Annotated in this window: 22 protein-coding genes, 1 tRNA gene, 2 pseudogenes and 1 other annotated feature; of the genes and pseudogenes, 21 read left to right on the top strand and 4 right to left on the bottom strand. The window is 38.6% G+C overall.

The annotated features are described in order from the left end of the window. The first annotated feature begins 12 nt into the window (after positions 1-12). The 4 genes and pseudogenes from BN53_RS06865 to BN53_RS06850 all read left to right on the top strand — a co-directional run bounded on the left by BN53_RS06865 (position 13) and on the right by BN53_RS06850 (position 3,626). Positions 13-849 carry a DegV family protein gene (locus BN53_RS06865; RefSeq protein ID WP_009560221.1) on the top strand — a complete coding sequence of 279 codons (837 nt, stop codon included), beginning with the start codon at positions 13-15 and terminating at the stop codon, positions 847-849. A gap of 17 nt (positions 850-866) precedes the next feature. Beyond that, complete coding sequence (locus BN53_RS06860) at positions 867-1,646, top strand: aminoglycoside 3'-phosphotransferase (RefSeq protein ID WP_009560220.1); 780 nt, start codon at positions 867-869, stop codon at positions 1,644-1,646. 21 nt (positions 1,647-1,667) lie between these two features. Further along, positions 1,668-2,107, top strand: a pseudogene (locus BN53_RS06855) (GNAT family N-acetyltransferase). Positions 2,108-2,288: 181 nt separating this feature from the next. Beyond that, positions 2,289-3,626 (top strand): SLAP domain-containing protein, encoded by a 1,338-nt coding sequence (locus BN53_RS06850; protein WP_009560217.1) that lies wholly within the window; start codon positions 2,289-2,291, stop codon positions 3,624-3,626. A 115-nt stretch (positions 3,627-3,741) separates the two neighbouring features. On the opposite strand, the gene BN53_RS06845 is transcribed toward BN53_RS06850, so the two are convergent. Next, positions 3,742-5,520 carry an FAD-dependent oxidoreductase gene (locus tag BN53_RS06845; RefSeq protein WP_009560216.1) on the bottom strand — a complete coding sequence of 593 codons (1,779 nt, stop codon included), beginning with the start codon at positions 5,518-5,520 and terminating at the stop codon, positions 3,742-3,744. 117 nt (positions 5,521-5,637) lie between these two features. On the opposite strand from BN53_RS06845, the gene BN53_RS06840 reads away from it, so the two are divergent. Both BN53_RS06840 and BN53_RS06835 read left to right on the top strand, forming a co-directional pair. After that, positions 5,638-6,537 (top strand): LysR family transcriptional regulator, encoded by a 900-nt coding sequence (locus tag BN53_RS06840; protein ID WP_009560215.1) that lies wholly within the window; start codon positions 5,638-5,640, stop codon positions 6,535-6,537. A 71-nt stretch (positions 6,538-6,608) separates the two neighbouring features. Beyond that, positions 6,609-7,439: a YitT family protein gene (locus BN53_RS06835; RefSeq protein WP_009560214.1), complete on the top strand. Its 831-nt coding sequence runs from the start codon at positions 6,609-6,611 to the stop codon at positions 7,437-7,439. A 74-nt stretch (positions 7,440-7,513) separates the two neighbouring features. Here BN53_RS06835 and BN53_RS09500 read toward each other — a convergent pair. From BN53_RS09500 to BN53_RS06825, 3 genes and pseudogenes are all read right to left on the bottom strand, one after another. Further along, positions 7,514-7,920, bottom strand: a pseudogene (locus tag BN53_RS09500) (DUF7916 family protein); the annotation flags it as partial. A 218-nt stretch (positions 7,921-8,138) separates the two neighbouring features. Next, complete coding sequence (locus BN53_RS09995) at positions 8,139-8,264, bottom strand: hypothetical protein (protein ID WP_009560211.1); 126 nt, start codon at positions 8,262-8,264, stop codon at positions 8,139-8,141. 165 nt (positions 8,265-8,429) lie between these two features. Continuing rightward, a complete protein-coding gene (locus tag BN53_RS06825; protein WP_009560210.1) occupies positions 8,430-8,996 on the bottom strand; it encodes a phosphatase PAP2 family protein in 567 nt (188 codons plus the stop codon). Between the two features lie 178 nt (positions 8,997-9,174). Here BN53_RS06825 and BN53_RS06820 point away from each other — a divergent pair, with 178 nt between their 5' ends. The 15 genes from BN53_RS06820 (at position 9,175) to citD (ending at position 23,803) form a co-directional block, all read left to right on the top strand. Then, positions 9,175-9,723, top strand: coding sequence for a metal-dependent hydrolase (locus BN53_RS06820; protein WP_009560209.1), 549 nt, complete (start codon positions 9,175-9,177; stop codon positions 9,721-9,723). Positions 9,724-9,780: 57 nt separating this feature from the next. Continuing rightward, positions 9,781-9,869: transfer RNA gene (locus BN53_RS06815), tRNA-Ser, on the top strand. Between the two features lie 436 nt (positions 9,870-10,305). Beyond that, complete coding sequence (locus tag BN53_RS06810) at positions 10,306-11,262, top strand: thymidylate synthase (protein WP_009560208.1); 957 nt, start codon at positions 10,306-10,308, stop codon at positions 11,260-11,262. Positions 11,263-11,271: 9 nt separating this feature from the next. Beyond that, positions 11,272-11,790: a dihydrofolate reductase gene (locus tag BN53_RS06805; protein WP_009560207.1), complete on the top strand. Its 519-nt coding sequence runs from the start codon at positions 11,272-11,274 to the stop codon at positions 11,788-11,790. Positions 11,791-11,818: 28 nt separating this feature from the next. Continuing rightward, positions 11,819-12,057 (top strand) — a binding site (T-box leader). Between the two features lie 47 nt (positions 12,058-12,104). After that, positions 12,105-12,959 carry a MetQ/NlpA family ABC transporter substrate-binding protein gene (locus BN53_RS06800; protein ID WP_009560206.1) on the top strand — a complete coding sequence of 285 codons (855 nt, stop codon included), beginning with the start codon at positions 12,105-12,107 and terminating at the stop codon, positions 12,957-12,959. A 9-nt stretch (positions 12,960-12,968) separates the two neighbouring features. Next, the gene (locus BN53_RS06795; RefSeq protein WP_009560205.1) at positions 12,969-14,027 is read left to right on the top strand and encodes a methionine ABC transporter ATP-binding protein; all 1,059 of its coding nucleotides are present in this window, start codon (positions 12,969-12,971) and stop codon (positions 14,025-14,027) included. Beyond that, positions 14,020-14,721 (top strand): methionine ABC transporter permease, encoded by a 702-nt coding sequence (locus BN53_RS06790; RefSeq protein ID WP_009560204.1) that lies wholly within the window; start codon positions 14,020-14,022, stop codon positions 14,719-14,721. Before BN53_RS06795 ends, BN53_RS06790 begins: the two co-directional genes overlap by 8 nt. A 195-nt stretch (positions 14,722-14,916) precedes the next feature. Next, entirely contained in the window at positions 14,917-16,320 is a 1,404-nt protein-coding gene (locus tag BN53_RS06785; RefSeq protein WP_009560203.1) for a class II fumarate hydratase, read from the top strand. A gap of 10 nt (positions 16,321-16,330) precedes the next feature. After that, the gene (locus tag BN53_RS06780; protein WP_009560202.1) at positions 16,331-17,728 is read left to right on the top strand and encodes a flavocytochrome c; all 1,398 of its coding nucleotides are present in this window, start codon (positions 16,331-16,333) and stop codon (positions 17,726-17,728) included. Positions 17,729-17,987: 259 nt separating this feature from the next. After that, a complete protein-coding gene (locus BN53_RS06775; protein ID WP_009560201.1) occupies positions 17,988-18,686 on the top strand; it encodes an RraA family protein in 699 nt (232 codons plus the stop codon). A gap of 20 nt (positions 18,687-18,706) precedes the next feature. Next, complete coding sequence (locus BN53_RS06770; RefSeq protein ID WP_009560200.1) at positions 18,707-20,176, top strand: DASS family sodium-coupled anion symporter; 1,470 nt, start codon at positions 18,707-18,709, stop codon at positions 20,174-20,176. A gap of 81 nt (positions 20,177-20,257) precedes the next feature. Continuing rightward, complete coding sequence (locus BN53_RS06765) at positions 20,258-21,046, top strand: alpha/beta fold hydrolase (RefSeq protein ID WP_009560199.1); 789 nt, start codon at positions 20,258-20,260, stop codon at positions 21,044-21,046. A gap of 106 nt (positions 21,047-21,152) precedes the next feature. Beyond that, positions 21,153-22,289 (top strand): Ldh family oxidoreductase, encoded by a 1,137-nt coding sequence (locus BN53_RS06760; RefSeq protein WP_009560198.1) that lies wholly within the window; start codon positions 21,153-21,155, stop codon positions 22,287-22,289. A 175-nt stretch (positions 22,290-22,464) separates the two neighbouring features. Beyond that, positions 22,465-23,520 (top strand): [citrate (pro-3S)-lyase] ligase, encoded by a 1,056-nt coding sequence (gene citC / locus BN53_RS06755; RefSeq protein ID WP_009560197.1) that lies wholly within the window; start codon positions 22,465-22,467, stop codon positions 23,518-23,520. Beyond that, positions 23,510-23,803, top strand: coding sequence for a citrate lyase acyl carrier protein (gene citD / locus BN53_RS06750; protein ID WP_009560196.1), 294 nt, complete (start codon positions 23,510-23,512; stop codon positions 23,801-23,803). The genes citC and citD overlap by 11 nt, the downstream gene beginning before the upstream one ends. The last annotated feature ends 1 nt before the right edge of the window (position 23,804 follow it).

Here is a 23,804-nt window from a genome sequence, read left to right as displayed (position 1 = left end):
TAGAGGTAAAAAATGAACGAGATCAGATTAATTATTGATTCAAGCTCAAATGAGCGTAGCAATCAAGAAAACAATTTACGCGTTGTCCCTTTAACAGTTACTTTGTCTGGAGTAGACTATCGTGATGATGATAGCCTGGACTTAGATAAATTTTTAGAAGAAATGGCTAGTAGCAAGGTGGCAGGTCGAACAACCTGTCCAAGTATTCAAGAATGGCTTGATGCACTAGAAGGAGCAGAAAAAGCGATTATTGTGACAATGACCAGTGGATTAAGTGGAACTTATTCATCTGCCTTGCAGGCTAAGGACTTATATTTAGAGCAACATCCAACTAGTCAAGTTATCGTAGTTGATTCTCGAAGTGCCGGTCCAGAATTGAGCGTTGTTTTGGAAGAAATCAAGCAACTAGTGATGGAAGATAAGCGCTTTGTTGATTTGGATGAAGAAATTGCCAAGCTAAGAACCAAGACACATTTGCTATTTATTTTGCAATCTTTGCACAACTTATCATTGAATGGGCGAATTTCGCCAGCAGTTGCCAAGGTTGCCGAAATGTTGCACATCAATGTTTTGGGTACAGCTAGCATGGATGGTAAGTTTGAGCAATTATCTAAGGCTAGAGGAATGAAGAAAACGTTGAGAGATTTGCTCAAGCAAATGGATGAATTTAATTATCAAGGCGGAAGATTGATCATTGATCATTGCAACAATCAAGCAGATGCCGAAAAGGTTAGAGATATGATTTTGGGAAAATATCCAAAAGCCCAGATAACAATTCGGCCGATGGGAGCACTATGCAGCTTTTATGCTGAAGAAGGCGGCTTGATGCTCGGCTTTATTGAAGGATAATGTAAGGAAATATTTTTATGGAAAGAAAGCACGTCCAGTTAGAGTTAGGGCAATTTCCAGATAAATTACAGAAATATCTAAAGCAGGCCAAGACCTACGATAGCAGCTCTTCGCCAGAAGCTAGAACCTACTTTATTAAGAGGGATCGGGGCTATTTTTTAAAAGTGGCAGCCACTGACAGCTTAAAAGATGAAGCGACGATGGATGATTACTTCTATAAGAAGAAAATAGGACCGGAAGTGGTTGAATATTTATCGCTTGATCAAGATTATTTGCTAACAAGGCAAGTTCCAGGCTATGATTGCGTTCAAGCAGAATATCTTGATCAACCAGAAAGATTGGTTAAGCTTTTGGCTGAGAATTTAGCTTGGCTGCATCAACTTGATTTTCAGGGATGCCCGATTACTCGCACTTCAAATTATCTTGAAAAGGCGCTAGATAATTTTGAAAAAGGGCACTATGATTCGAATTTTTTGGCAGAATCAAGTTTTTCAGATATTGAAAGCGCCCATGATTATATCCTGGCTCATAGAGATTGGCTTAAAGCAGATATTTTGATTCATGGGGATTTTTGTCAGCCAAACATTATTCTGGATAATTGGAATTTTAGTGGTTATATTGACTTAGACTGTGCTGGAGTTGGAGACCGCCATGTTGATATTTACTGGGCTTTGCACTCTTTAAAATTCAACTTTAAGACTGATAAGTATGCTAGCCTATTTATTGATACTTATGGAAGAGATAAGGTAGACTTTAAACGTTTGAAATTGATCGATGCCATAGAGATTTTTGGCTAATTAGAAAGTGAGATGAACTAGATGGAAATTAAAGAACTAACCAACTTGGATGAAAGTACTACCCAGACTCTATTGACGATTTGGGAAAATAGCGTGCGTGCAACGCATAAATTCTTGAGTGAAGAAGAAATTCTCGAAATTCGCCAGTTCGTTCCTCAGGCTTTTGCAGGCGTAGAGCATTTATTCGTTATTATTGATGACCAGAAATCAAGGGCTTTATGGGCATTAATGAGCGCAAAGTCGAGATGCTGTTTATTGATGCGACTGCACGTGGCAAGGGCTATGGCAGCAAGCTTTTGAATTATGGAATTGAAAACTTGAATGTCGATGAGTTGGCAGTTAATGAACAAAACCCACAAGCTGTTGGCTTTTATGAACATATGGGTTTCAAGACAGTTGAAAGATTAGAACTAGATGATCAAGGCAATCCATATCCAATTTTGCGGATGAAAAAATCGTAGTCGAAAAGGGATAAAGAAGCAATGAACTAATAATGTTGCTAATAAGCAATATCATAGCTCGTTGCTTTTTATATTTTAAAAGATAATTTTCAAAATACTCATTTTTTAGTAAAGCGCTTTTTTGAACGACGTAGATTATGATAAAATCAAAAATAATCTTTGTAAGGATAGGGGTGGAAATATGAAATTCAAAAATAAAGCAATTACTTTGCTAGCAGGAATTGCTGTGGGAGTGGCAGTCTTTTCGACTGAAACTGCAAATGCAAGTGGTACCTCATTGATTTTAAAGCGCAATGCTTATATTTATAACAAGAATGGCCATCGTAGTTGGTTGCCTCTGACTCTTGTTTATGATGGAACGCATCGCAAGAAAATTTTTAAAGTTCGGATGGAATATAAGGGTAACACAGAAAAAATCAAAGGAACCAAGTATATCAACGGTAAGAAATATTATAAGGTTGCAAAAAATCGCTATATGAAAGCTAGTGATTTCACTTGGAATCTTTTTGCGACTAAAGATGGAGGAGCACCTCTACATAAATCGCCAACTTCTCTCTCAACGGATGAAGATGGTGTAATTGGTGGCTGGCAGATTAAGATTAGAGAAAAGGTCAATGGCTACGATGGTTATGTTTGGTATCGGATTAGAAAAGGTGAGTGGGTAAGCTCCAAAGATACCAGTATCCCACGTAAGGCTAAAGGAGCTATTCCACCAGTTGATACTCAAAAGGATACAAATACTTTTTCAACCGATAGCCAAAATAGCGTTAAGAACGAAACGAAGATTCCGCAAGTAACAGTGCCAGCTAAGCAACATGATAATCAAACTAAAGCAGTTGATAAAGCTCAATATCATGGTAATGTCACCGACTTTATGGATTGGCTATCACAAAACTCGGAATTGAGTGATGCACAAAAATCTTCTGCGATGAATGCCGCAGAAATAATTCGTGGTGGCGGGGATGCACCTTCTTGGTACTCAACTTACGTTGACATCAATGACGTAAAAGATGCAGCTAGTGCAGATAATTTTGCTAAGACTTTGGATTACTATGGTCGAACTAATCAAATTAGAACTGGCAAGGGAATACCTGCGATGAAGGTCAGTTTTAGAATGATTGCTAAGTCAATAGTTAGTGTTGATTATCAAAAACGTGGTGGATTAGAGCATTCAAGTTATGGTGGATTCGAAAATCTAGCTTCTAGTCAGGATCCAATAAATGCTTGGATGAGAGAAGAAGCTAATTGGAAATACAATGTAGGTATAAATTCATCATTAGCTGATCAAGAATATAAAGGGTTATCGGGTTATCCATTTTATGGCGGAAATGGTTATCGAGTAGCAGGTCACTATTTGAATTTAGTGAATATCAATCTAAAGTCAATGGGCTATGCTTACTTAATGCGCGAATCCGGCAGAAATGCTGTTGCATATAACGGCTCATTTTCTAGTGGTGATATTTCAGTAGATGAATTTGTATCATTAGCTCGCCAATGGTTAAACATGGTAAAAGATTAATCTGATTAGAATTGTTTCGAGCAAAATAAAAGCGAGGGGAGACCTCGCTTTTTTGATACTTCCTAACTATATAGAAAGTATAGATAGATTGATAGTGATGTTAATAAATTGAATTTTAGTCAATTCCCAAAATTGCTTTTGCAGCTCGTCTACCTTGGTGAATTATGCCACCAACTGCAGTACCAGAACCTGGATAATAGGAGCCAATCCAGCCACCAGCATTTAGTCCAGCTGCATATAAGCCAATGATTGGTTCATTAAAGATATTTAAAACATTGCAATTTTTATTGATCTTTAATCCACCAATAGCACCTAAATTGCCTGGGGTATTTTGATATGCATAATATGGTGCAGAAATTGGCTCAACGCCCATTGTTCTGCCATATTCGATATCTTTGCCTAATTGAGCATTTTCATTCCAAGTCTTGATGCTCTTAGTTAAGTTTTCTGCTGGAACATTAATTTTTTCAGCCAATTCTGCGATGCTGTCTGCTTTAACTACTAATCCAGAAGCTAAGTCGCTTGCTAGGGATTCTTCATTCCAAGGAGAAGTAGCTAGACCAACAGCATTTTGGCCAAAAATCTGGTAAGTTGGCTTAGCCAGTTGCTTTTCTTGGTTAAAGATTGCTCTGAAGCCATATGCGTAGGTAGCATCTTCGTTGACAAATCTTAATCCATTGCCGTTTACAAAAATTGATGGAATTGTTGGAATCCGATTATTTGTGCCGTTGCCCGTGCGAGCATCAAAATCGATTGTGCCGCCAAAACCAGTTACTGCAGCGCCTGCAGCCATTCCCATGACAATTCCGTCTCCGCGGTCAGTTTGTACAGACCAGCAGCGATGAGCTTTAACATCTTCGTAGTGTTGCGGACTTAAGTCTTTAGCTAATTCGACATTTTGGTCAATTGAAGCAGTTGCCAAAATAACTCCTCGTCTTGCCTTGATATAACAGAGTTGGCGGTCTTGGCCTTCAGCGATAACACCTGTAATTTCTTGACTATCTGCTTTATTGATTAAACCGATAGCAGCAGTATTGTAGATGATTTTGGCTCCATGACTAATAGCATAATCTAACAAGCATTTAGTCAAAATGATACCATTGCCAGCAGCGCCACCACCCTCATACACATGAATTCGATCGGCAAAATTTTCTTTGGCATATGGAATTTCAGTGTGGCCATATACATCAACCCACTTAATTCCCATTTGAGCTAGCCATTCTAGATTCTTAGCGGAATTTTGTGTAAAATCATGAACTAATTCTTTATCTAAACGATTTTCGCCAGCTTTTAAATATTCAGCTTCATGATTTTCGGCAGTATCAGTTTGATATTGGGTAAATTCTTTTTGCCATTTATCGCCGGCAGCTTGAATTACACCGCCTGAATAGTTAGTTGTACCACCTGCAATTCCTTGCTTTTCAATTACTAAAACCGAAGCACCATTTTCAGCAGCAGTTGCTGCAGCTGCCAATCCCGCACCACCAGATCCAACAACGACAATATCATATTCACTATCGTAATCGATGTCGAATTCGCTAACTTTCTCCTTGATTAAAGGGTAGTTTGCAGGTTTAGGAAGAATATTATTGCTTGAATTAGAAGCACCAGTTGTAGCATCAACTGAATTAATAACTAGTCCAGATTTCTCGCTTGCTTTAATAGCTGCTTGTCTAAATGCACTGGTTGAAATTGAAGCCCCGGAGATCGCATCAACTGTTACCGAGTGTTCTTTATTAGCAATTTCGAGCCAATTGGCGATTCCAGCAGCACCAATCGTGTTTGGGGCAACATTTTCTGCCCAAATCTTATTAATATTGCCAGAATCGTCAATATCAACAACTGCTTTAACAATAGCATGGAAACCTTTTTCTTCAGCACTATATTGTGTCATAATATTACCTTTCTCTCAATGTGAATCTTCTGCAATCGTTTACAAATTAATTATAGATGATTTATACTTATAAGAGAAATTTATATCAGTTATTAATAATAGAAATAATTAATAAAGATGGACATTAAGAAACTCGAAGTATTTATCAATCTGGTAGAAACAAGAAATTATACTAAAACTGCTGAAGCAGTTCATGTAACTCAACCAACAGTTACTCATGACATTAAAGCTTTGGAAGATGAAATAGGGGTTAAGCTATTTAATCGGAATAAGAGATTTGTCAATGTAACTGAGGATGGAAAGAATTTTTATAAAGAAATCAAACCCTTGATTAATAGTTATTATTCGGCAATTCAATCTGTTCAGCGTAAAAGCGAAGAGAAGCAGCATCAACTAATCATTGGTTATTCGTATACACCATTTAATGACATATTTTTACCCAAATGGATCAGAAAATTTAAGAATTTATACCCTGATACAGAAATAGTTTTGCGCAATTTGAATCATAATGATTTTAAGCATGATTTGCTGGATAATCGGGTTGATTTAGTGATTACCACGGGTAGGGATGCAGAAGATTTACCTGGAATGCGAAAAACTGTCTTGTTTTCTGAGCAATTCAAAGCTATCGTTCCTAAAAATAATACGTTGGCTAGCAAAAAACAGCTAAACATTGAAGATCTTTCAGGACAGAGTCTGCTATTTTTAGATAATACTTGGGCAGCAATTGATTTGATTACCTTGCAAAACAAAATTAAAAATAATATTCAAGATACAAAGATAATTTATGCCAATGACATCTCTGCTTTAAATATGCTGATTAAATCAGAGCAGGGAATCGCCTTAGGGTTATATTGTTTGTATCATCAGCTTGAGGACTATTTAGAATATGTTCCATTAAATTGGCAAGCTGAAGTTGAACTAGTTTTATTAGCATCCCGCAATAATCAAAAACAAAGACTGGATGATTTAATCAGGTTAATTAAGCAAGACATTTGTCAAAATACGCTATTTTAGGCAAAATATTAGAAATAATTAATTAAGTAACGATATAATAGTTTTATGTAAAGTTGAAAGGAGCACAGAATTTGAAAAAGGAAAAAACTATTTATCGTTACTTGTTATTAGTGGTTGCAACCGAGTTGATTGCAATTGCCGTTAACTTCTTCTATGCCCCGATTAATATTGCAGTAGGTGGCGGAACAGGTATTGCAATTTTGCTGGAAGCAATTTTAAAAATTCCGACCGCAATTTCTGTTTTAGTGATTAACGTAATCATGGTCATTCTGGCCTGGATTTTCTTAGGGAAAGCACAAGTGAAACGAATCATCATTGGCAGCTTTCTTCTTCCAGTCTTAATGGCAATTACGCCTAGCTTTAAACTAACTAACAATTCACTCTTAGCGGTTATTATCGCAGGGTGTTTATATGGAGTGGGGGTATCGCTTTTATATCGGATTAACTACTCTGCAGGTGGAACAACAGTGCCGCCGATGATTTTGAAAAAATACTTCTTCATCAATCCTACGATCTCTTTATTAGTCATTGATATGTCGATTATTGTCATGAATGTGTTCGTTTCGGGGATGGAAGCATTCTTGATGGCAGCTTTTTCTCAGTTAATAACTACTTTGGTTATGCAAGCCACTGAAGCAGGGCTTGATTTAAAGTATCAAGTGGAAATATTATCCAATCAATATCATGCTGAAATTAAAGAATTTTTGCTTGCCAATTATCAAGGATTAACGCTTTACAACTTTGTTGGCGGCTACACTCAAGAGAAAAAGGAAGCAATTCTCTTAATTGTTGATCGGCAGGAATATGCCCAATTGATCGCCCAGATACATCAAATCGATCCTGATGCGTTTATTATTTCTTCTCGGGTAATGAAAGTTCATGGTGGTCGTTGGGGAATTTAGTTAGATTTTTACCAAAAACAAAAGTCCTATTAAATCAAGGTTTAATACCAAGATTTAGTAGGACCTTTTTGATTTTAACGATTAATCGAACGCGCCATTCTCGAAATAGTATGACGTTCTCCGCGGATAGCTCGACTTAGAGGATAGATATTTTCAAATGGTGATTGAATACCCCAAGCAACATCCCCGATATGTTGAATATCAACTCCGCAAGTCTTATTTCTAAGCGCAATATCTTCAATAATTCGGCTGCCGCTACCTTCTTGACTGGTACCAATCGTCGACATTACTAAAGCGTTGCGGCTATGAGCGAGCTGATTAAGTCTGATTTGGTAAAACCAGGCACCGTACCAACTGCAGGAACCAAAATTACATCAGCTCCAGCGGCGATGAATTCTTTGACGGATTCTTCAGAAACTACAGCTTCGTTAACACCAGAGCCGTGCATTTTTCCACTTTCTATGTAAAATATCAAATATCTAAGAAAACGCTTTCTTATAATTCGAGTATAGTATAACTGGTGTGTTCTTATACATTTACTGGTCAAACAATAAATGGAAAAAATAAAAGGCGAGAGGGCTCTCGTCTTTTAGTAAATTATGCTTCTTGTAAATCTCTTTGAACCTCTGCAATATATTTTTCGATTTCATCGTCTGAAAATGTACGACCATAGAAAAACTTAGTTTGCTTAAAAATAATTTATTCAGGACTACCCGTGCGAATAAATACTTCAATATTTTCCTTCATCCAGCCACGTCTTAACTCTTTTAATTTAGCTGGATCCATTGCTCTAAGCTCTTTTTCTAACCACTTGTATTTTACCATGATTCCTACCTCCATTCTGGGGTTAAATCTATATTCTATAAAATATTGCATCCCAAAATTAAGGACAATCTTAATCGAATCATTGATCAAATATTATGTATAAATTCAATAATATAGAAAATTAAAAAGCCCTACAGCTGTAACTACAACTGTAAGACTTCATTTTTACAAAAATACTTGCTGGGTGATTGAGAAGCAGATGATCGCCAGACTTGTTGCAGCTAGGATGTCAGAAGGGTAGTGAGCCTTCAAGCTTAGTCTAGAAATAACCACCATTAGCCAGATGACTAATAGCCCAATAACAAAGCCTGTTCCCATTTTTGCACCAAATAGATGGACTAAAATCAAGGCCATTGAAGTAGCTCCAAGAACGTGTCCACTTGGGAAGCTGTAGCCATTTTCCATATCTGAATGGAGGTCTGGTCTGTGTCTGCGTACCAATTTTTTAAGAATAATTCCTGCTAAATCTGTCCCACCTAAGGTAGCAAGCACCCAAAGTGCTGTTTGATATTTATTTTGATCGATCAAGGTGCTAGCGAGCAAAACTGCCCAGACTACCATTAGTTTTGGATCATTTAAAAAGGCTACCACTTGCCAGCTAAAGCCATCACGATTGCGAATGAGTCGTTGATGAAGTCGATCATCGATGATATTGAATCGCTCAGAATTTTTTACATTGAAGATTAAAAAAGCCAAGGTAAGGGATGCAGATAAGAAAATACTTAAGTTCATTTAGTTCAACCTTTACTTCAATTACTTTCACTTCTACTATTGTAACAAGAATTTGCAGGTTAGATTCTGTTCTTGAGCAAAACTTAATAATTATTCTCGTCAGTCCTAGCAAATCGCGTGCTAATAGCAATTGTATGATACAATATAGTAAAAAGATCTAGAAAAGAGGGGGATAAAGATGCTTGGACGCTCGCACCGAATTTGTAGTGTAGCAATTGTAGAATTGGGCTTATTGTCGACTAACTTAATTTTGAAAAATCCAGTTGCTAATGTTCTACTTTTGGTAGCGACAGCGATTGGAGCATCTTTGCCTGATCTCGATGAATACAACAGTTCAGCTTCTCGAAAATCAATCATAAATTTTAGCTTATTTTTGAGGCACCGCGGGATTACACATTCATTGCTCGGGTGGGGCGTTTTTTCCTATGCTCTTTATTGGGGGATGAATCACCTTTATCCTTTTAAAATAGAGCCAAACATTATTCATAATTATTGGGGATGCATCTGGCTGGGGCTTGTCATTGGATATCTGTTGCATCTGGTTGAAGATAGTTTCAGCAATCAAGGGGTTAATTGGCTGGCGCCACTGGTTAAACGCACGGGCAAACCGCTACTTCATTATAAAGTGGGTGGCTGGTTTGAAAAGCTTCTAGCATCAGTGGCTTATTTTGGCATTATCTTGATGTCACTATATTGGATCTATTTAGCTACTATGTTAAAAGTCTGAAAATAGCAAAACTATATTGTATGATACGAGAATTATTGCTATAATAAGCTAGGTTATGGAGAGTTGGCAGAGTGGTAATGCACCGGACTCGAAATCCGGCGAACTGGCTTATAACCGGCGCGCAGGTTCAAATCCTGTACTCTCCTTAAAATATGGGTTGAAAATGTTAATATATCAAAGCTTTATCTTAACTATGTCACCCATTTGTCATCTACCAATAAAAAGCTTGGGTTTACCAAGCTTTTTTATGTATAAAGATCAGGTATGCCAAGACTCAAAGCAATCATTTCCCTTTACTTTTAGTCAGGGTATGCTATGATATCTGTAGCAACTAAAATGAATTCTTAGATGAACACACCAAAAAAGCATTGTCGGTCCAGGACAATGCTTTTATTTTTTCACTTGGAACAACTTAGACTTAGCCAATGAAATTATGCTAACAGAAATTATTGACTAAGTGACTGTCTACCATATCATTGTCAAAGTACTTAGTTTCCTTTTTACACAAAATATGGTAATAGCACTCTATTAAATAACAATATCTTGTGTTAAACTGAACTGGTTAGAAGAAAAGGAGCAATTATGGCAGTTTTAGAACAAGCATATTTAGATTTGCTAAAGAAGATTATGACTGAAGGCAATGACAAGTCAGACCGGACAGGTACAGGAACTAGAAGTCTTTTTGGTGCGCAAATGCGCTTTGATTTAAGTCAAGGCTTCCCATTGCTTACCACTAAGAAGGTGCCTTTTGGTTTGATCAAAAGCGAATTGCTTTGGTTCTTGCGCGGAGATACCAATATCAAATTTTTGCTAGAGCATAATAACCACATTTGGGATGAATGGGCTTTTAAGAATTGGATTGAAAGCGATGAATATCAAGGTCCTGATATGACTGATTTTGGTTTGAGAAGTCAGGCTGATCCGGAATTTAAGGAGCAATATAAGCAAGAGTTAGACCAATTTACTCAAAAGATCTTGGAAGATGATGACTTTGCCCAAAAATATGGCAATTTAGGGGATGTCTACGGTGCACAATGGCGTCGCTGGCAAAAGCGTGAAGGCAGCTTTATTGATCAAATTGCCCAAGTAATCGATCAAATCAAGCACCATCCTGATTCTCGGCGGATGATTGTGACGGCCTGGAACCCAGAAGATGTGCCAACCAGTGCGCTTCCACCATGTCATGTGCTATTTCAGTTTTATGTAGCTGACAATCATTTGAGTTTGCAGCTTTATCAACGATCAGGCGATATGTTTTTGGGCGTACCATTCAATATTGCTAGTTATTCCTTATTGCTCAGTTTGATTGCCAAGGAATGCAACCTTGAAGTTGGCGAATTTATTCACACTATCGGGGACGCTCATATTTACAAAAATCACTTTAATCAAGTTGAGGAATTGTTGTCTAGAAAACCATACGACAGTCCAAGTCTATGGCTTAATCCAGCCAAGAAGGATATCAACGACTATGAGATGACCGATATCAAGGTCAAGGATTATCAACACCATGGAGTTATTAAAGCTCCAGTTGCAGTTTAGGGGAAAATTATGCTTACATATGTTTGGACTGAAGGAAAAAATCATGAAATAGGCTATCAAGGTCACTTGCCATGGCACTTGCCGGCAGATTTGAAGCATTTTAAAGAATTGACCATGGGGCATGAGATGCTAATGGGCAAGGGAACTTTTGATTCTTTGCCGGGCCTTTTGCCAGGAAGAAGGCATCTGGTTTTAACTCATGAGAAAAAGCAAGATAGCCAGTTTGCGGACAACTCACAAGTTGAATTCTTTGATTTACCGCAATTATCAGCTTATCTAGATGAACATCAAGCAGAGTCTATCATGGTAATTGGTGGCGTATCACTATTTAAGTTGCTCTGTGATCAAGTAGACTGCCTAGAAATGACCAAAATCGACGGCGAATTTGCAGCCGATACTTATATGCCAGACTTAGACTGGGAGAAATTCGAATTAATCAAGTCTAAGTCTTTTGCAAAAGACGACCGAAATTCGTACAACTATAAATTTTTAACTTTTTCAAAAAAACAGTTTGACAATATTAGATAGTGATGATAAATTAGTTGCAAGATAAATATTTCAGATCTAGAAGAGCAGAGTAGTCAGCTAGTTTTCTGTCAAAGAGAGTTAACATATGGTGAGAGTTAATCAGAAGACGCTGATGAATATGGGCTTGGAATGATCATTGTTGGTGACATTTAGCCAGCAACGGGGTTGTTTCCGTTAAACAAACAGACTATTGATTGATAGTCGCAGAGGCTACTTATGCAAGTAAGTAGTGAAATAAAGGTGGTAACACGAGCACTCGTCCTTTTAGGATGAGTGCTTTTTTGCTTATATTTAGTATTCTGGAGGTTAAACATATGCGTCGGAGAAGAAGAAGGAATACCATAATTTGGTCAATTATTGGAATTTTAATTTTAATTGCGGGTTGGTTCAGTTTTGGACCTCAGCCACAGTCATCCCCATCAGCTAAAGTTGTTACAGTGGGAGTTGTTGGCTTGAGTAAACCAGATGAAAAGATTTGGGATAGTGTGATTGCCACTGCTAAGAAAAAGTATGGCGTTACAATTAAATTAAAAAACTTTACTGATTATACTCAACCAAATAAAGCCTTAAAAGATGGCGAAATTGATCTTAACTCTTTCCAGCACTATGCTTTCTTGAATGCTTGGAACGAGGCAAATCATGCTAACTTAACTCCAATTGGAGAAACTTACATCGCTCCAATTCGCTTGTATTCAGTTAAGTACAAAAAGTTGAGTCAATTGCCTGATGGAGCAACCATCGCAGTGCCAAACGATGCAACTAACGAATCAAGAGCCCTGTTCGTTTTGAAGAATGCCGGCTTGATCAGCTTGCGCAAGGGCAAGACTTTAGTGACTGTTGGTGATATTACTGACAATCCTCACAACTTGAAGATTAAGGAAATCTCAGCTGAACAAACTGGTCGTGTGATTAAATCTGTCGATGCATCAGTTGTTAACAACACTTATGCAGTTCCAGCAGGCTTGACCGACAAGCAAACAATCTTCGTTGAACCAGTTAACAAGGATTCTCAACAATGGATCAATGTTATTGTTGCAAGCAAGAAGCGTGCAAAGGATCCAATTTTACGTGATGTAGTTAAGGCATACCAAACTAAGAAGACTAAGGAATTGGCTAAGAAGTATTATGGCAATACGCAAATTGCTGTTTGGGACATTAAGCTGAAGTAGAGGTGGACTATGAGTATTATTTCTTTGGACCACATTAAGGTCGAATTTACACAAAAAAAGCAAAGAGTAACCGCAGTTGATGATGTAACCTTGCATATCGAAAAAGGGGATATCTATGGTGTCGTAGGATTCTCAGGTGCCGGAAAGTCAACTTTGGTTAGAACAATCAACTTATTGCAAAAGCCGGTAGCTGGCGATGTTACTGTCAATGGCGTTAAGTTTGTCGAAGATGGCAAGCAAGTAATTAGCCACAAGCAATTGCAAATTGAACGCAGAAAAATCGGTATGATTTTCCAACATTTCAACCTATTAAATGAAACAACTGTTTTGGAAAATGTTGCCTTTGCCTTAAAGCACTCCAATTTATCAGATGATGAACTTGAAAAGCGTTCATTAGAATTATTGGAATTAGTTGACCTTAAGGATAAGGCAGACTTTTATCCAGCAGAATTATCTGGTGGTCAGCAACAAAGAGTTGCGATTGCAAGAGCCTTGGCTAATGATCCAGATATCTTGATCTCAGATGAAGCAACTTCTGCCCTAGACCCACAAAATACTCAACAGATCCTAAAATTATTGAAGAAGTTGAATCAAGAATTAGGATTGACAGTTGTCCTAATTACTCACGAAATGGAAGCTGTTAAGCAAATTGCCAACAAGGTAGCCGTAATGGAACATGGAAAGGTTATCGAAAAGGGCGACTTGCGTCAGATTTTCTTAACACCAACTAAAGAATTAACTAAGAGCTTTGTTGGTGGATCCTTACAAGCAATTGCGACTTTGAATTCGCTCAATCTTGGCAGTCTATCTGACAATGAAGCAATCTACCAATTGGTCTACAGCTTAGGCAATGTGACCAAGTCCATCATTATCGAACTTTACCAACAATTGGGCGTAGAAGTATCAATGCTTTACGGTAACGTAGAAATGTTAAACGAGGAGCCAATCGGTACTTTGGTAGTTTTGATTAAAGGCGATAATACTAAGCAAAAAGAAGCACAAGAATTTTTGCTAGAGCAAGGGGTAACTTTGACTCGATTAGATGAAAAGGGGAATGTATATGCTTAATTGGCTAGAACAAATTTTACCTAATGTCTTTCAACTTGGTTGGGGCGGAGATGCAGGCTGGGGGACCAGTATTTTTCAAACTTTATTTATGACTTTTTGGTCAAGTATCTTTGGTGGAATTTTGGGAATTGCCTTTGGTATTTTGCTAGTTTTAACTAAAGAAGGCGGCATTCGTCCTAACAAGTTCTGGTATAACTTTAGCGACAAATTGGTTTCAATTTTTAGAGCTGTGCCATTCATCATCTTGCTTGCTTTCGTTGCCCCAGTTACGCAAAAAATCGTTGGTACGCAAATCGGTATCAAGGCGGCTTTGGTACCATTGACTTTAGGAGTTTTCCCATTTTATGCTCGTCAGGTTCAAGTTGCACTAGAAAGCGTTGACCCTGGTAAAATTGAAGCTGCTCAAAGTATCGGTGCTACAATTACAGACATTATTTTTGATGTTTACTTGCGAGAAGCTCGCTCAGAATTGATCCGTGTTTCAACTGTAACAATCATTTCTTTGATCGGCTTAACCGCAATGGCCGGAGCAATCGGTGCTGGTGGTCTTGGTAACACTGCCATTTCATACGGCTACAACCGTTTCAACAATGATGTAACCCTTGTGGCCACTTTGCTAGTAGTTATCTTGATTTTTATCGTTCAAGTTATCGGCGATTACTTTGCTAAAAAACTCAACCACCAATCTCGGTAATAGCTAAAAAATTCCAAAAATTTGCTTCAGATAGGCAAGTTCTTGGGATTTTTTTACGAAAATGTTTTAATATTAAATCCATAATTTACTATTTACAAAAATATATTTTATTTTATAAAAAATCGAAAAATTTCAAATTTTTAGTGTAATTTATGTAAATGTAAACGCTTAAAAGACAAAAGTGAGGTTTAAATTATGGAAGAACAAGAATTTCGTATTGAAAGTGACACCATCGGTCCAGTTAAGATCCCTAAGGAAGCTTTATGGGGTCCACAAACCGAAAGAAGTCGCAACAACTTCCCATCAGGTGAATTAATGCCATTGGCAATCATTCGTGCATTTTTACACTTGAAGAAGGCTGCCGCTGAATCAAACGTTGAAGTTGGCGACGAACCTAAAGAAAAAGGTGAAGCTATCGAAGATGCAATTGATCATCTTTTAGCATTAAGCGATGATGAATTGAGAAAGGACTTCCCACTTCACGTTTTGCAAACTGGTTCAGGTACTCAAAGCAACATGAACGTTAACGAAGTAGTAGCTAACTTGGCTAATAAGCTTCATCCAGGTCTTAACATCTTGCCAAACGATGATGTTAACCGTGGTCAAAGTTCAAACGATACTTACCCAACTGCCATGAACATCGTTGCAGTTGAAGCATTGGACAAGCTTGAACCAGCTATTAAGCACTTGATCGACGAATTAGTAATTAAGGAAAAGATGTACTGGAAGACTGTCAAGGTTGGACGTACTCACTTGCAAGATGCAACTCCATTGACTTTTGGTCAAGAATTATCAGGTTACATTTCAGCTTTGAAGCATGACTTAGAATATATCCAAACTTTGAAGCCAACCTTGTACGAATTAGCAATTGGTGGTACTGCTGTCGGTACCGGTTTGAACGCTGCTCCTGGTATGACTGAAAAGATTGCCGGCAAGTTGAGCAAGGTATATGGCCACGAATTCAAGGTTGATACTAACAAGTTCTGGGGTTTAGCACACCACTCAGGCATTAACGTTGTTCACGGTGCACTTAAGACTTTGGCTAGCGACATGTTCAAGATTGCTCAAGACATTAGATTCTTGGCTTCAGGTCCACGTGCAGGTTACGGCGAATTGAACATTCCAGCTAACGAACCAGGCTCATCAATCATGCCAGGTAAGGTTAACCCAACTCAAGCAGAAGCTGTAACTATGGCTGTAGCTAAGGTTTTGGGTAATGACACTACTATTTCATTTACTGCTTCACAAGGTAACTTCGAAATGAACGTCTTCAAGACTGTTATGATTGCTGCCTTCTTAGACTCTTGCGACATTTTGACTGGTACAATTGAAGGATTTGCTGACAAGATGATCCATGGCTTGACTGTAAACGAAGAACGCATGGACGACTTACTTGAAAACTCATTGATGACTGTTACTGCTTTGTCACCACACATTGGTTACCACGACGCAGCTAAGATTTCTCAAGCAGCTGACAAGGAAGGTACTACTTTGAAAGAAGCAGCCTTGAAGAGTGGCAAGGTTACTGAAGAACAATACGATGAATGGATGGACTTTATGCAAATGACCAACATTGATCGCTCAAATATTGAAGAATAGAGGATACTTAATGGCGAAATTTGTTTTTACCCAAAATCCAATCTCTGACTTAGCTGACAGCTATGATGCAGTAATTATCGGTGCCGGTGGTACTGGCTTGACTGCAGCACTTCAAGCTCACGAATTGGGTTTAAAGGTGGCAGTTTTTGAAAAAAATGTTGGCCTTGGTGGAAATACTAACAAGGCTTCATCAGGAATGAATGCGGCAGAATCAGATTATCAATTGCAAGCTGGTATCATTGATAACAAGGAAGACTTTTACAAGGAAACTTTACGCGGTGGTGGTTTGCTTAATGACCGCGATATGCTTAGATTCTTTGTTGATCATTCAGCTTTAGCGGTTGATTGGCTTAGAAATCGCGGAATTGAATTAAGTGATTTGACCATTACTGGTGGTATGTCCAAAAAGCGGGCTCACCGTCCAGCTTCAATGGCACCAGTAGGTGGATTTTTAGTAACTGGTTTGCTTAAAAATATCCAAGCTGAACAAATTCCTGTCTTTAACCAAGCTAAAGTTGAAGAACTTTTGGCTGATGAAGCAGGCAAGGTTAATGGTATCAAGTTAAGCACAACTGAAGGCGTTAAGGAAGTTCACGCTAAGGCTGTTTTGCTTGCAACTGGTGGATTTGGTGCTTCAAAGGAAATCATCCACAAATACCGCCCAGATCTTGAAGACTACAAGACCACTAACCAAGCAGGAGCAACTGGTGATGGCCTAATGCTGGCTGAAAAGCTAGACGCGCAATTGATCCAAATGGACTTTATTCAAGTCCACCCAACTGCTCAAACTGATGGCGAAAGAGTCTTCTTGATCGGTGAAGCAGTCCGCGGTGAAGGTGCAATTTTGGTTAACAAGGCAGGTAAGCGTTTTGTCAACGAATTGAATACCCGTAAGATTGTTTCAGCTGCTATTACTGGCTTAAATGAAGACGGTGCATACTTGATTCTTGATCAAGGCATCCGTGACCATGTTAAGGCGGTTGAATTCTATGATTCAATTGGTCTAGTTGAACATGGCGATAGTTTAGCAGAATTAGCTGACAAGATTGGCGTTGATGCTAGTGCTTTGCCAGAAACTGTTGCTACTTGGAATAAGCAAGTTGCTGCTGGGGATGATACTGACTTTGGCAGAACTACTGGAATGGATCGTGGAATTGAAGTGGGTCCATTCTACGCTATTCACGTACATCCAGCCATCCACTACACAATGGGTGGAATTCATATTGATCCAGAAACTAAAGTTTTGGATTCAAATGGTAAGGCTATTTCTGGCTTGTATGCTGCTGGTGAGGTAGCTGGTGGTTTACACGGATCAAATAGAATCGGTGGTAATTCAATCGCTGAAACTGTAGTCTTTGGTCGTCAAGCTGGTATTCAAATGGCTAAGTTTATCAAAGAAAATAAGTAGTTAGATAGTTAATTCACAAACTAAGAAAGCTCAAGTACTTAAGGGTATTTGGGCTTTTTTGTATGCGAAAATTAGTGATAATATGATTCAAAGAAAGGTAGCCAATCAAGGGATGATTTTAAAAATAAATTTATTTTTTAAAATATTGCAAAAATGGAAGCGCTGACTTATAATAACTTGTGTAAAGAGGAACATAACGATATAAAGATATATGCATAAGTTGCTGTTTACAATCATGTTTTTTAGGAGGAGAGCTTAAATGCCTGTGGGTAAAAGAATTTACTTGAAGAGAAATTTACCAGATCCAGAAGTGGTTAAGGCATTTGCTGAGCTTCCAGCTTCAAATGTAGCGGATTGCATGGCCAGAAATTGTGCTATGCATCCAAGAATCCGTTTGATGTCCAAGCCTGATCATGAAATGGTCGGACCTGCCTTCACAGTTCATACTAGGGCTGGAGATAACTTGGCGATATATGCCGCATTAAGATTTTGTCAGCCAGGGGATGTGGTTGTTATTGATGATGAAGGAGATAATACTCGTTCGTTGATAGGCGAAGTGATGATGTCATATTTGCGCGATCAGAAGAAAATCGCCGGAATTGTCGTTGATGGCCCAATTCGTGATATTGATAATTTGCAGAATTGGAAGTTGCCAATTTATGCAAGATCAACTACTCCTGGTGGTCCCTATAAAGAAGGACCGGGCGAGATTAATGTTCCGGTAGCCTGTGGCAATGTAAGCGTAAATCCAGGTGATGTTATTTTAGGCGATCCAGATGGCGTGATTTGCATTCCGAGAAAAGATGCAGACCAAATTTTGCCAAAAGCACAAGCCTTTCATCAGCAAGATGATGCTAAGCAAGTTGCTTTTAGCCAAGGTAGCGTAGATCTTAGCTGGGTGGATCGTAGTTTAGAGGATAAGGGCTTTGACATTATCGATGATGTCTATCGTCCATGATTAGATTTTAGGTTGGTTTTATGAAGAAGTTAGAGAAAGTAAATTACAAGGGCTTTATTGCCCCGTTGATTGTGGGAATTCTCTTATGGGTTCTTACGCCATTAAGACCTGGCGGGTTAAGTCCCCAGGCTTGGGAAATGTTTGCTATTTTTGTAGCAACAATCGTTGGTTGTATTACTAAGCCATTGCCAATTGGTGGTACGACTTTAGTTGGTTTGGTTGTAACTGTCTTAGTTGGTCTTGCACCAATGAAGGATGTTGTAGATCCTAAAACTGGCGCAGTTGTCAGCACTGGTGTTTTGAGTGCTTTTGGCAACTCAGCTTCTTGGCTGATTGCGATGGCCTTCATTATGGCCCATGGTATCAGTAAGACTGGTCTTGGACACAGAATTGCCTACAACATGATTAAGAAATTCGGTAAGAGACCATTAGGTATCGGTTATGCAATTACCGGTTTGGAATTGATCTTGGGTGCTTTGATTCCATCAAACAGTGCCAGAACTGGTGGTGTTGTTTGGCCAGTTGTTAAGTCAGTTGCTGAAGGATACGATTCAAAGCCAGACGATGAAACCCGTAAGAAGATTGGTGCTTACATCGACTTCACTGCCTTTCATGCCAACATCTTGTCAACTGCCTTGTTCGTCACTGGGGCTGCGCCTAACATGGTTGCTCAACAAATGGCCGCTAAGCAAAATTATCAAATGACTTGGATCAGTTGGTTCTTTGCAGCTTTGGTTCCAGTAGCTATTGGTGCAGTAGTTGTTCCATTTATCATCTACAAGATTTTCCCACCTGAGATTAAGGAAACCCCTAACGCTAAGAAGTGGGCTGGCGATAAGTTGCAAGAAATGGGACCAATGTCTACGCCTGAAAAGATTATGGCCTGCGTCTTTGTTCTTGCAATTATGATGTGGACTTTGGCTGGATTCTTCAAGATCCCACAACTTGATTCAACATTTGTTGCTTTCTTAGCTGTTGCAATCTTGTTTGTCACTGGCGTTTTGACGGTTAAGGATGCCTTGAAAGAAACTGGTGCCTGGAACATTTTGCTTTGGCTATCAATTTTGATCTTCATGGCTGGTAAATTGATTGCCTTTGGCTTTATTGGCTGGTTCTCACAAACTATCCAAACTGATGTTAAGGGAATCGGTTGGGGCGTTGTCTTGGCAATCTTAGTCTTGCTCATGTTCTACACTCACTACTTCTTTGCTAGTGGTACTGCTCACATGACAGCTCTTTACTTGCCATTCTTATCAGTTGCTGTTGCAACTGGTGCCCCTCTTGCATTATCTGCAATGCTTTTGGCCTTTACTGGTGCCTTCAATGCATCAACTACTCACTATGCTAACGGTCCTGCCTCAGTTTTGGCATCGACTGGTTATGTCAAGCAAGGCGAATGGTGGAAATTGAACGTCGTACTAGGCTTTGTATATCTAATTATCTTCGGCGTAATTGGCACGCTTTGGATGAAGATTATCGGTATGTGGTAAAAATAATTTTGCAAATATTTAGAAAAAGATGTCTGTATAGGCATCTTTTTTGCTAGGATAAGAAATAAGGAGATGAATAAAATGTATTTTCTTACAACTGATCATGTTAAATTGCATTATACAGATACGCAGACAGCTAAGCCTGCCTTGCTAGAAATACCAGGGATTGGTGGATCGTTAATTATGTGGCAAAAGCTAAATGAGTATCTTGAACGAAATTTTCGCATAATTATGCTCGATCCGCGCAATCAAGGTCGCTCGCAGCGCACTTTTAAAGGACAGAGAATGGGCCGCCATGCTGCTGATGTAGAAGAATTGCTGGTTAAATTGAAGCTGACTGAGGTTGTAGCCGTTGGCAATTCAATGGGAGCTTCAACTTTTTGGGCATATCTTGATCAATATGGACAAGGCCGGCTGAAGGCCATGATTGATTTGGATCAATCGCCGAAGATGATTAATGATGCTAATTGGAAGTATGGATTTAAGGATCTAACCTGGGATAATCTAACCGAATATTTGAAGCAGCCACTTGGCAAGGCTACTTATGCGCAGATTGATCCAGAACTTTTTCAAGCAGCTAAATTGGAAAATCAACGCCATCCTTATGATCCCGAGAGCAATTACGACTTTTTGCTTGATCATGCTACAAAAGACTGGCGCGACTTGTTGTTAGAAACACCGGTGCCAATGTTGATTTTGGCTGGTAAGCAGTCTCCGTACTTCAATTCGGATTTTGTTGATGAAATCGCTGATTTGAATAATAAGATTAAGGGCAAGAAGGTTTCAAATTGCGGCCATTTGATGCAAGCAGAAGCAAGCATGGTTGTGGCAAATTACATCAAAGAATTTTTAAAAGTTGAAAAAATATAGCACATTTTTGAAATATTTTAAATTTTTACTTGACTCAGAATAAAAAAAGGAGTGTAATATAACTTGTAAAAATTATGTAAGCGTTTTAAAGAAAGAAGTGCTTTTTATGGCTGAAGGAAACAAAGTAAGATTTTCATACGACGTGCTTAACAAGTTATGTATGGACGCTTTTCAAAAGTTTGGCTTTACCGAAGATAAGGCAAAGACAATCACTGATGTATTATTGACCGCTGATTTATACGGTATTCAAAGTCACGGTATGCAAAGAATGGTTCGTTACTACAAAGGTATCCAAAAGGGAACCATGAAGGTTGATGCAGAACCTGAGGTTGTATTTGAAACTCCAGTTTCAGCCGTAATCGATGGTCATGATGGTATGGGTCAATTAAATGGTGTCTTTGCCATGAACTTAGCTATTAAGAAGGCTAAGGAAAATGGTGTCGGTATTGTTTCAGTTAGAAACTCTAACCACTATGGAATTGCTGGCTACTATGCAAAGATGGCAGCTAAGGAAGGTATGCTTGGCTTTTCATCAACTAACTCAGAAGCTATCATGGTTCCAACTTATGCTTCAAAGGCTATGATCGGTTCAAACCCACAAGCTTGGTGCCTTCCAGCTGATCCATACGATTTCTTCTTTGATGCATCAACTACAGTTGTAACTCGTGGTAAGCTTGAAATGTACAACAAGATGAACAAGCCTTTGCCAGATGGTTGGGCACTTGATGCAAGTGGTAAGCCATCTAATGATGCTAGTGATGTCTTGGATAACATTGCAGCTCACCGTGGCGGCGGAATTATGCCACTTGGTGGCAATACTGAAACTCTTGGTTCACACAAGGGTTATGGTAATGGTATGATCGCAGAAATCTTTGCTTCAATCTTGTCACAAGGTATGACCAGTGATAAGACGATGAAGGATGGTAAGTCAGGCATCTGCCACGGCTTTATGGCAATCAACTTAGCTAACTTTGGTGATCCAGAAGCTATCAAGAAGCACTTTTCAGAATATTTACAAGCATTGCGCGATGCTCCAAAGGCTGAAGGCCAAGACCGCATTTACACTCACGGTGAAAAGGAAATTGCCTTTATCAAGGACCGCAAGGAAAATGGTATTCCAGTAATCGACAAGACTATGACTGAAGTTAAAGACTTGTGTGACTACTTAGGTTTGGACTTTAGCGAATACTTTGGTGACTATGTTCCACCTAAGGCAGAAAACATGTTTACTGGAAACTATTAGAATTGATAGAAACTCGATTTTGGTCGAGTTTTTATTTTTAAGTTTTTGAAATCGCTTTTATTTTTAAAATATTTAAAAATATAGATTTAAATTTGAAATATTTAAAAAGATGGAGTACAATAAACTATGTTGAGTTAAGTAATAACTTACACGAACTTTAGAATGGGGTAGAGCAATGGATCGAGTCGTTGATTTATATCTAAATGAACCAGCTACAAGAAAACGCTGGGAAGCTTTTTTAAGTCAGCTAGATATACATAATTTTTCCGATAGAGAAATTGATGTGATCGATCATACCTTGGGATTGCTTGATGAAGATGGCAAGCTTGTAGGAACCGGTAGCATTGCTGGCAATGTCTTGAAGTACATTGCCGTTTGCAATAAGGACGCAGTTGTAGGAGCTCGCTTCAATAAAATTGTAACGGCTTTGCAGCAATATTTGTTCAATGAGCGAATTTTCCATAGCTTTGTTTTTACCAAGCTTAAGTACTCAAGTAGTTTTCAACATTTGGGTTTTACTGAATTAGCTCATAGCGATCAAGCAGCTTTTTTAGAAAGTGGCACGCCAAATGTTGAAGATTATTTGGACGAATTGCCTAAGATAGCTGATCAAGCTAATAAGAAGGTGACAGCAGTTGTAATGAATGCCAATCCGTTTACCTTAGGTCACCTACATTTAGTTGAAGAAGCTAGCAAGAGCAATGACTTAGTTTATGTCTTTGTAGTCGCAACTGATTTATCGCTATTCAATAGCCAAGAACGACTAAAGCTGGTTCAAGCAGGACTTAAGCAATTGAAGAATGTTGTGGTAGTGAGCGGAGAAGATTATATGGTTTCTAGCGCAACTTTTCCAGCATACTTCTTGCAATCGCCTGAAGATTTGATTCAGACTCAGACAACAATTGATGCACGGGTCTTTAAGAACATTATTGCACCTAAGCTTAACATCAGCAGTCGCTTTTTAGGAGAAGAGCCTAAGTCACATACGACTAGTATTTACAATCTTGTTCTTAAAAAAGAACTAGAACCATCCATTGCTGTGAAGATTATCCCTAGATTAGAGCTTGGCGGCGAGCTAATTACGGCGACTCAAATTCGACGGGAAATCAAGGCCGGGAACTTAGACCAGATTAAGTCCTTTGTACCTGAAACAACGTTTGAATTTATTGAAAGTAACTTGGCTGAATTGCAGCAAAGAATTAAGGAAGGAATGAATATCAATGGAAATTAAAACCACTGGTGTAGCAGGAACTCTTGAAAGTTCTGATATTCAAATCATGATCTCTAAAGGTTCCAACGGAATTGAGCTTGATCTTGATTCCGAAGTTAAAAAAGCATACGGCGATCAAATTACTAAAGTAATCACCGAAACATTACAAAAGTTTGGTTTAGAAAACGCTAAGGTTAAGGCTACCGACAAGGGAGCACTTGATTGTGTAATCGAGGCTCGTACTTTGGCAGCAGCACAAAGAGCTACAGAAACCACAGATGAACCAAAATTGGAGGTCTTGTAGA

It is taken from the genome of Lactobacillus pasteurii DSM 23907 = CRBIP 24.76 (assembly GCF_000297025.1).
Taxonomy (GTDB): Bacteria; Bacillota; Bacilli; order Lactobacillales; family Lactobacillaceae; genus Lactobacillus; species Lactobacillus pasteurii.
Note: the sequence above shows the minus strand (reverse complement) of the source record. Positions and strands in the feature narration are given on the sequence as shown.